Source organism: Wolbachia endosymbiont of Drosophila nikananu (assembly GCF_028981865.1).
Taxonomy (GTDB): Bacteria; Pseudomonadota; Alphaproteobacteria; order Rickettsiales; family Anaplasmataceae; genus Wolbachia; species Wolbachia pipientis_B.
Genome location: NZ_JAPQLL010000004.1, coordinates 21,661 through 30,061, shown reverse-complemented (window position 1 = coordinate 30,061; position 8,401 = coordinate 21,661). Strand labels below are relative to the sequence as shown.

12 protein-coding genes are annotated in these 8,401 nt (G+C 35.7%); 5 read left to right on the top strand and 7 right to left on the bottom strand.

The features are described from left to right. Positions 1–1,321, bottom strand: a 1,321-nt coding sequence (locus OZD67_RS00335; protein WP_274999611.1) for an IS110 family RNA-guided transposase, incomplete at its 3' end; no start/stop codon positions are given. Between the two features lie 119 nt (positions 1,322–1,440). Here OZD67_RS00335 and OZD67_RS00330 point away from each other — a divergent pair. Continuing rightward, positions 1,441–1,629: a hypothetical protein gene (locus OZD67_RS00330; protein ID WP_274999610.1), complete on the top strand. Its 189-nt coding sequence runs from the start codon at positions 1,441–1,443 to the stop codon at positions 1,627–1,629. Here OZD67_RS00330 and OZD67_RS00325 read toward each other — a convergent pair. After that, complete coding sequence (locus OZD67_RS00325; RefSeq protein WP_182183368.1) at positions 1,559–2,065, bottom strand: hypothetical protein; 507 nt, start codon at positions 2,063–2,065, stop codon at positions 1,559–1,561. The two genes, OZD67_RS00330 and OZD67_RS00325, sit on opposite strands and share 71 nt — an antisense overlap. Before the next feature lie 280 nt (positions 2,066–2,345). Between OZD67_RS00325 and OZD67_RS00320 the strand changes: the two genes are divergently transcribed. Continuing rightward, positions 2,346–2,549 (top strand): hypothetical protein, encoded by a 204-nt coding sequence (locus tag OZD67_RS00320; protein ID WP_182183366.1) that lies wholly within the window; start codon positions 2,346–2,348, stop codon positions 2,547–2,549. 429 nt (positions 2,550–2,978) lie between these two features. Here the strand turns inward: OZD67_RS00320 and OZD67_RS00315 are convergent, their stop codons facing one another. From OZD67_RS00315 to rsfS, 4 genes are all read right to left on the bottom strand, one after another. Further along, a complete protein-coding gene (locus OZD67_RS00315) occupies positions 2,979–3,317 on the bottom strand; it encodes a hypothetical protein (protein ID WP_182183365.1) in 339 nt (112 codons plus the stop codon). Next, positions 3,274–3,504 (bottom strand): hypothetical protein, encoded by a 231-nt coding sequence (locus tag OZD67_RS00310; protein ID WP_274999608.1) that lies wholly within the window; start codon positions 3,502–3,504, stop codon positions 3,274–3,276. Before OZD67_RS00310 ends, OZD67_RS00315 begins: the two co-directional genes overlap by 44 nt. 54 nt (positions 3,505–3,558) lie before the next feature. Beyond that, positions 3,559–4,809: a tyrosine--tRNA ligase gene (tyrS, locus tag OZD67_RS00305; RefSeq protein WP_182183363.1), complete on the bottom strand. Its 1,251-nt coding sequence runs from the start codon at positions 4,807–4,809 to the stop codon at positions 3,559–3,561. Positions 4,810–5,053: 244 nt separating this feature from the next. After that, positions 5,054–5,380 (bottom strand): ribosome silencing factor, encoded by a 327-nt coding sequence (gene rsfS / locus OZD67_RS00300; protein ID WP_182184211.1) that lies wholly within the window; start codon positions 5,378–5,380, stop codon positions 5,054–5,056. 178 nt (positions 5,381–5,558) lie between these two features. Here rsfS and OZD67_RS00295 point away from each other — a divergent pair, with 178 nt between their 5' ends. Genes OZD67_RS00295 through OZD67_RS00285 form a run of 3 tightly spaced genes read left to right on the top strand, consistent with a single transcriptional unit; the run spans position 5,559 to position 7,463 of the window. Beyond that, positions 5,559–6,176: an ATP-binding protein gene (locus OZD67_RS00295; protein ID WP_259346644.1), complete on the top strand. Its 618-nt coding sequence runs from the start codon at positions 5,559–5,561 to the stop codon at positions 6,174–6,176. After that, on the top strand, positions 6,169–6,657 hold the full coding sequence (locus tag OZD67_RS00290) for an RNA pyrophosphohydrolase (RefSeq protein ID WP_182183357.1): 489 nt from the start codon (positions 6,169–6,171) through the stop codon (positions 6,655–6,657). Before OZD67_RS00295 ends, OZD67_RS00290 begins: the two co-directional genes overlap by 8 nt. Beyond that, a complete protein-coding gene (locus OZD67_RS00285) occupies positions 6,654–7,463 on the top strand; it encodes a TatD family hydrolase (RefSeq protein WP_182183355.1) in 810 nt (269 codons plus the stop codon). The genes OZD67_RS00290 and OZD67_RS00285 overlap by 4 nt, the downstream gene beginning before the upstream one ends. On the opposite strand, the gene mdh is transcribed toward OZD67_RS00285, so the two are convergent. Further along, positions 7,438–8,400 carry a malate dehydrogenase gene (gene mdh / locus OZD67_RS00280; RefSeq protein ID WP_182183353.1) on the bottom strand — a complete coding sequence of 321 codons (963 nt, stop codon included), beginning with the start codon at positions 8,398–8,400 and terminating at the stop codon, positions 7,438–7,440. The two genes, OZD67_RS00285 and mdh, sit on opposite strands and share 26 nt — an antisense overlap. Position 8,401: the final 1 nt, after the last annotated feature.

Sequence of the window (8,401 nt, the reverse complement as noted above, 5' to 3'; positions counted from 1 at the left end):
CTTGTTGCACTAAAGTATAGCCAAATTCTCGTGCCTTTTTGATCAAATTTTTTACAGCTCTCTCCTTATATCGTGTTTCATAGTATTCCATTCCTTTTTCTACATATTCTTGTCCGTATTTGAGCATACTATAAAATATGCATGCTATTTTTCTTGCAGTAGCTGTTATTGCTTTTGGTGCTCCTAATCGTTTTTTTAATCTCCTGTAGTATGCACCCAATGAACTTTTACTATTTCCTACAGAATTAGCAGCCATTCGAAATGCATTCGCAGCACGATTAATGACTTTACGCGTTCTTGTGCTAAACACTTTTTCTCCTGTAATTTTATTGGCAGGGCTGAGTCCTAACCACGATGAAAAGTGTTTTTCTGTTGACCATTTATTATGGTTTATACCAGTTTCTGAAATTATAGTCTGTATACTTAGTATATCAAGCCCTGGAACTTTAGTAAAATCCATACCAGTTATTCGGTGCAGTTCCTCGTGCAAAGCAAAGTCAGGCTTACTTTTTCTGTGCTTATTCTTTTCCTTACTCAACTGTTTACTTTCGTTAGATTTTGTTTCAAACGTTTTGTAATAGACCTCAATATTTCTATCACATTCTGCTATTTTTTCTTGATAAATATTATATAGTTCAAATTCTTGCTTTAGCGTGAATACATGTTCCTCTCTATAATCGCCAGCTAACGCTTTTGCTATAGTAGACTGATCATTTTTTATTCGTGCATCCCTGAATTGAGCCAATTTCCCAGAATCTCTTTCGCCTTTAATTATAGCCTTGATAATTTTCATACCAGTTACTCCTGTTATATCTCTTATAACTCTATGCAGTTGTATATTCATTTGAATTAATGCCTTCTGCATACGCAGAACATGTGTAGATGCACTTTCAGTGAGGTTCTTACGTTGTCGCACGTAACTACGCAATACACATATCTGGCTATCTGGCCTAAATGACCCTTGGAGTAATCCATAACTATGTAGTTGTTGTAACCACTGACAGTCCTGAACATCTGACTTTCTCCCAGGTACATTTTTTACATGTCGCGCATTTACCAACTTAACTTCAAAACCGTAAGATTCCAGTATTTGAAACAAAGGAATCCAATATACACCAGTTGATTCCATCGCTACGGTTGTAACTTTACACTTTTTTAACCACCTTGCTAAATTATGAAGGTCTTCAGTGAAGCAGCCAAATTTTTGAACACGTTGCTCATCTCTTCTCTCGGGTATACATACATAATGTACAGCCGAACCAACATCTATCCCTGCTGCATCAGGATTCATTACCTCTAATTTACTTTTTGTCATTGTAATTGACCTCCTATAACTTATAATGAAGAAGTATTTAAGCTTGGGACGGTTAGATTATACAATCTTCTAATCGAGGTAGTCGTAATAGACTCCATCAGTGGTTTAACCGTTCCTCCAAAACCATGCTCCCAAACGGGCACTCTAGCACCATTGAGCGTCCGGTTATAACTGCAAAAATACTTCTTAATAAATTATATTTAAAAATTGTTATAGCACTGGATAAAATAGTTTCTTTCAGGTTTAACAAGATTTTTCCTTGTTCGATGCTCCTAACTTGGATTTGTCTGGCTCACCACAAAAAACATGTCTAAACCCTACAGTCTCTCCGTTTTCTCCTCTTCTAGCAAATTTACTTCCTTTGCCAGCAAACCAAATTTGAGTTAGCTCGTCTTTAAATACCCCTAGGGCCGCATTCGGTGTAATCACTTGATGATCAAGCTTATCATATATTTCTTTCACTACTCCTTGATATTCTGGAGAGTCAAGTAAAGATCTGAAATCCTTTTCGCTTGGATATGATCCCCCATCTCCGCAAATTTTCAATATATCTCTATCGAACTCAGTCAATTTCGGAGGATCAGGAATATACTTTGGTTGTGAAGGATCCGTTCTGAAAAATGGTTCAAAATCGTCCTCAACGCTCTTTTGTATATGGCTATCAGTAAAGTAATGACCATTAACATAAGAAGTAAACCCTATTATCGGTATCATCAAACATAAGACTATCTTAGATTTTCTTGATATCATGCAATACGACTCCATAAAAAAAACAGGATACTAGCAATAACTTAACAAAGCTTAAACCAAGTGTCAAATGGTATCTCCTGTCATTCAGTCAGCTAAAGCCCCTTACCAGCAGAAACATATATAAAATCTACCAGTACATGTATATTACCATACTCTGTATGGTCCAAGTGGTGGATTAGGTGGAAGTCTTACTTCTCTTGGTTTGGAAGTGCGCAAAAAATGGGCAACTGTGCTACGTACCCTAAAGAGGAAGTCCTCCTCAGAATCAGAAGTATCTGGAATGTCTTCTACTGCATCACTTGTAAAGTGTTCCAGAAAGTTTAAAAGTGATGGTGCTACTAATCAAGAAGTAAAGCAGCAGGGGGCTCAATTTGATCAGCAACAAAAACTAGATGGTCCAAGTTGTAAGTTAGATGAAGTACTGCAAGTATCGCGCAGTCAGTCATTAAGTTCTTTATATCCTAGCGGTAGTGGATTGGTGTAGAAGGATCTAAAAAAATAACGAGGTTAGAAAGATTATGCTTGCGTTGGATTTTATTCGTGCACATGTTATACATGATGTCTTGATCTAGCTTCTTTGCATAGATATAGCTAACCCAAGAAAGGTTTTCCTACGTCATACCGCGATTCATTCCACAGCTGTACGAACATTGCAATTAGCAGGTAATTTGCATAACAGACGGTGTTATCCCAGTGCTCCGGCACTGAGATCCAACCCTTCCATAATCATCAAAACGTCGTATTTTAATATAAAACAGCTACTTTTATACTCACCAACTTAATAAAATTCCTGGATGCCAGACTGGCATGACACCCTACTAGTAGCACAATGTTCGTACATCTGTAGATTCATTCGCGGTATAGATTCCGCTAACGAGTAGCGGAATGACGGTTTTTCAAATTGTAGGTAAACCTAAGCCACTTTAGCTATATATAATAGAATTTCGCTTTCTACTATCTTTCCAATCGCTTTATACATAATTCTCGAATTTTGAAAATTTGCTCCATGTTCTATGGTATGTTTTGGTAACCAGTTCTCAATAAATTGTTTATGCTTTTCTACTCTGTAGTTTCCAAGATGTTCGGGCTCAATTTTCTCTTCCTCTGTCAGTTCTAGTGAGGCACTATTTTCTGGAAAAGTTATATCAATAATTCGATTTTTATAACGAAGGTAGCAGTGCATTTCCGGAATTTGCAACAAGTTATACTCACTTAGAACTGCAGAGATTTTTGGAGTGTTTAATAAGTGCATGCTTTGTGCTGCATGTACCACATTTCTCACTAATTACCGATAAATAATCTGTACGATTGTTATTACGTCCGTAAGGCAGTTTATGTACATATTTTAATGCTTCACGAAATGTAGTAATACCCAGGGTTAAAAAGAGATTTGATATAGGCTTATGATTAGATAAATATATTTGATTTAAGTCATTCATATCATCATTATCTCATTTCTCACTTGTATAAAATTTGTTTTCTTACTTCGAGACCTAATCTACCACAACTTTAATATGGCGCTTCTTTCCTGCAGATAATTTTATAAATGACTGACCTTTAAAGCTCTCAGAATTTATTATGTAGTTAACATTGTTTATAATATTATCATTAACTTTGCACCCATTGCCCTGTATTAAACGCTTTGCAGCGCCTTTTGAAGGTTCAAAACCGGTGTCATGCAGTAGGTCTACTAAGGATATGCCGCTTGCAACTTGTTCTTTTTTTATGATGTAATCAGGAAGTAGTGAGCTATCTTCATTCTCAAAAGCAGAGACTGCAGCAGATAGTGCGAGTGCCGCTTCTTTGTCACCATGACATATTTTTGTCACTTCTGTTGCCAAGACCTTTTTTGCTTCATTTATTTCCTGATCTTTTAAGGATTCTAACTTTTTGATCTCATCAATTGACACATCAGTGAGCAATCTCAAAAAACGTCCAACATCTTGATCATCAACGTTGCGAAAATATTGCCAGTAGTCGTAAGGCTTTAGCATATTATCATCAAGCCACACTGCTCCACTTTCAGTTTTGCCCATTTTTACCCCTTGAGCATTCAATAAAAGAGGGGTGGTAAGGCCAAACAGCTCAGGTAAATTCAACTTTTTTCCAAGCTCAATGCCATTTACTATATTTCCCCATTGGTCTGACCCTCCAATCTGCAGACGACAGCCATGCTTTTTATTCAACTCAACAAAATCATAAGCCTGCAATAGCATGTAATTAAATTCTAAGAAGCTTAAGGTTTGCTCTCTATCCAGCCTAGTTTTCACACTATCAAAACTTAGCATGCGATTTACTGAAAGATGTATTCCTATATCACGCAAAAAGTCTATATATTTTATACTATCCAGCCAGTCTGCGTTATTTACTATAACTGCACCAGTCTTTCCATCATCGAAAGATATCATTTTCTCCAATGTTTTCTTTATACTAGATATATTTTCGCTAATATCCTTGATAGATAAGAAGCTTCTTGCTTTATCCTTACCGGATGGGTCGCCGATTTTCGTTGTGCCACCTCCAAGTAAAACTATCGACTTGTAACCAAATTTTTGCAGGTGGCGGAACATCATAATATGCATTAGATGACCAATATGAAGACTTGGTGCTGTGCAATCAAACCCAATGTATGCGACTATATGATTATTTTCGGATAATAGCTGATCTAACCCTTCAATATTTGTACATTGGTATAGGTACCCTCTTTCTTGGATAAAATTTAAAAACTCGGACTTGTGTTTCATAATCTTTTTAGTATGTTATTTTATATGTGAACATTGTCATTGAAGATATCGATGATGATGTCATTCCAGCGTGTGACGCTGGAATCCAGTTTTTCATGCAATTTCATCAAAAATGTTGTATAGTGTGCTCGTTTATAATTAAGTTTTCTGGATCCCAGTGTCAAGCACTGGGATGACACCTTTTCTTGGGGAGCTATCCTAAAGGTGCGATACTTATACAGTTGTACTTGAATGGCCCAGGCAATCAGTTCCATAACTCTTCTATTTTATAATACTCCCTTACTTCTGGCCTGAATATGTGAACCATTATGCCTTGAAAATTCAAAATCACCCAATTGCCTTCATCCATACCTTCTACATCTATTTTATCATGTCGCTCGAGACTTTTTATTACGTGTTCAGCTAACGCTTTCACATGGCGACTTGAATCACCAGATGTAATAATCATATATTTTGCAATAATGGTTCTATTCTGCACATCGAAAGTAACTATATCGTGACCTTTATTTTGATCTATTATACTTACAATCATGTTTTTTATTGATTCTGTATCATTGGATACATTAGTCATCATCTTAAATTATTTAATTTACTTATAATTATACACCCAAAATCTCTAAATATGAACTATTTTCAACGCAACTGTTCGTTAAAGGTATTACCTGCATCTATTTTATCACCATGTTTTTAGCATGTACAATGTATATACTTTTTATATAATTGAGAATAGCTTTTTACTAATATTCATTATGGGCAAGGCTCTCATCTACTTAATCGGCTTTCCAGGCAGTGGTAAATTTACTACTGCAAAGGAACTGTGTAAAATCATTAGTGCAGTGATAGTAAGCAATAATCTATTCAATAATATTATATTTGATATTGTTAAATTACAAGATGCTGAAGTTCCAGATGATCTGTGGAAAAAGATTTTTGCAGTCAGAGAAAATATGTTAGCAATACTGGAAAAACACTACATAAAATCAAAACATTATATATTTACAAATGAATTGATAGAGGGTGATTCCTATGATCAAAGATTGTACAACTCAGTGGTAAATTTAAGTAAAAAAATGGGCGTAAAAATTTTTCCTGTAGTATTACATTGTAATAATGAGGAACTAGTAAGACGTGTTCAATCAGAAGAAAGGCACCAGGAAAATAAAATTACTGATTCGGGTTTTGCTATGAAAAAAATTGAGGGGAAAAGGCTATTTATATCTGAAGGTACACTTGAAATTGGTAACTCAAACTTAAGTGCAAAGGAAGTTGCAAAGAAAATTGTTGAAGAGATGAAGAAAGAAAAAAATGGAAAATTAATTAAAACTTCTGTAACAAATCATTTAAAAACAGAGCGTACTCGTGGTTGAGAAGAAAGATAAGTATCGTCCTTGTGTTGGCATAATGCTATTTAACAGACAAGGACATGTCTTCATTGGAAAACGCTTTGATAGCGACTCTTACTGGCAGATGCCACAAGGAGGTGTTGATGATGGTGAGGAACTGGAACAAGCAGCGTTACGTGAGTTGCTAGAGGAAGTTGGCACTAATAAAGTAAAGGTTATAACTAAAAGCAAGGATTGGATATACTACAACTTGCCTGAAGAAGTTATACCAATATGCTGGAATGGAAAATACTCTGGTCAAAAGCAAAGGTGGTTCTTAATGAAGTTTTGCGGAGAGGATAAGGATATTGATATTAATTATACTGATCATCCAGAGTTCAAAGAGTGGCGTTGGCAAAGTACAGATAGTTTAGTAGCCAGTGCTATATCATTTAAAAAAGAAGTTTATAAAACAGTGATAGAAGAGTTTTCTTCTATAATAAAAGCCTCAACAATAAGCTCATGATAGTAGATTCTCATTGCCACTTGATTTATTTTTCCGATGATGAAATACCAAAAGTAATTTCAAGGGCAGAGAAAAATGGTGTAAAGGTTTTGCATAACATATGCGTAAGCATTGACGATGTTCCTAAGTTATTAAAAATTTCTTCATCCTATGATCAAGTCTACTCCTCTGTTGGTATACATCCGCTTGATGCTGCTATAGAAAACGGTGAGTGTATACATGTTGATGAATTAGTTGAATTGACCAAGAACCAAAAGGTAATTAGTATCGGTGAAACTGGGTTAGATTTTTATAAATCTGACAACAAAGACAATCAGAAAAAAAGTTTTGCATTGCATATAGAAGCGTCAAGAATAACTGGACTACCTTTAGTTATTCACACAAGAAGCGCTGATAATGAGATGATCGATATGTTAAGGTCAGAAATGAAAACTGGCACTTTTGGTGGAGTAATGCACTGCTTTGCTTCCTCTAAAGAGCTTGCTTATCAATCTATAGATTTAGGGTTATATATTTCATTTTCTGGAATCATTACTTTTAAAAATGTGAGCTTACTCAGAGGAATTGCACAAGGTGTACCACGCGAACGTGTTTTGGTTGAAACTGATGCACCATATCTATCACCTGAGCCTTATAGGGGAAAAAAGAACGAACCAGCAATGGTAAAATATGTTGTGAATTGTTTGGCAGAGTTATGGAATGAGTCACCCGATAAAGTAGCAGAAATAACCACAAGCAACTTTTTTAGGCTGTTTACGAAACTTGAGCTACAAGGAAATTCTATAAAACCATTGATTTACTTATGAGCCTAAATAGTTCTTTCACTGCATTCACAGATTTATCAAACATTTCTTGTTCACTATCATTCATTTTAACTTCTAGGACCTTTTCAACTCCATTTTTTCCAATGATTACAGGAACACCAATAAACAAATCTTTTACACCATATTCACCATTAAGGTAAGCAGCACATGGTAATATACGCCTTTTATCTTTTAAATATGACTCTAACATGCATATAGCTGAAGATGCAGGAGCGTAGTATGCAGATCCGGACTTAAGCAGATCAACTATTTCTTTACCGCCATTGCGAGTGCGTTCAACTATTTCATCAACTTTTTTCTGCGTAATGAGACCCATATCGATAACTTGGGTAAGTGGAATGCCAGCGATAGAAGTGCAATTAATGAGTGGTACCATAGTGTCACCATGTCCTCCAAGCACAAAAGCAGATATATCTTCAACTGAAATATTTAATTCACTTGCGAGAAAATAACAAAAACGGGAAGAATCAAGCACTCCTGCCATTCCAACAACCATATTAGCTGGAAGGTTTGAAAATTTATGCACCACTGAAACCATGGCATCCAGAGGGTTGGTAACCACTATTACAAATGCATTTGGAGAATACTTCTTAATATTTTCACCAACCTCCTTCATTACTTTAGCATTGGTTTGCAGGAGGTCATCCCTGCTCATTCCAGGTTTTCTAGCAATGCCTGCTGTTATGATGATTGCATCAGAATTTTCTATATCTTTGTATTGATTAGTTCCAGTTAAACCAGAATTAAATCCATCAATAGGGGATGATTCTGCTATGTCGAGTGCTTTACCTTGCGGTATTCCATCACTAATATCAAGTAAAACAACATTGCCGAGTTCCCTTAGTGCAATCATATGGGCAAGAGTTCCACCGATATTTCCTGCACCGATTAAAGATATTTTTTTTCTTTGTACTGTCATT

What these genes read in the sequence shown, in the direction of transcription:
- OZD67_RS00330 (WP_274999610.1), top strand. Translation starts at nt 1,441, where the DNA reads ATGCTCCCAAACGGGCACTCTAGCACCATTGAGCGTCCGGTTATAACT.
- OZD67_RS00325 (WP_182183368.1), bottom strand. Translation starts at nt 2,065, where the DNA reads ATGATATCAAGAAAATCTAAGATAGTCTTATGTTTGATGATACCGATA.
- OZD67_RS00320 (WP_182183366.1), top strand. Translation starts at nt 2,346, where the DNA reads ATGTCTTCTACTGCATCACTTGTAAAGTGTTCCAGAAAGTTTAAAAGT.
- OZD67_RS00315 (WP_182183365.1), bottom strand. Translation starts at nt 3,317, where the DNA reads ATGCACTTATTAAACACTCCAAAAATCTCTGCAGTTCTAAGTGAGTAT.
- OZD67_RS00310 (WP_274999608.1), bottom strand. Translation starts at nt 3,504, where the DNA reads ATGAATGACTTAAATCAAATATATTTATCTAATCATAAGCCTATATCA.
- tyrS (WP_182183363.1), bottom strand. Translation starts at nt 4,809, where the DNA reads ATGAAACACAAGTCCGAGTTTTTAAATTTTATCCAAGAAAGAGGGTAC.
- rsfS (WP_182184211.1), bottom strand. Translation starts at nt 5,380, where the DNA reads ATGACTAATGTATCCAATGATACAGAATCAATAAAAAACATGATTGTA.
- OZD67_RS00295 (WP_259346644.1), top strand. Translation starts at nt 5,559, where the DNA reads ATGGGCAAGGCTCTCATCTACTTAATCGGCTTTCCAGGCAGTGGTAAA.
- OZD67_RS00285 (WP_182183355.1), top strand. Translation starts at nt 6,654, where the DNA reads ATGATAGTAGATTCTCATTGCCACTTGATTTATTTTTCCGATGATGAA.
- mdh (WP_182183353.1), bottom strand. Translation starts at nt 8,400, where the DNA reads ATGACAGTACAAAGAAAAAAAATATCTTTAATCGGTGCAGGAAATATC.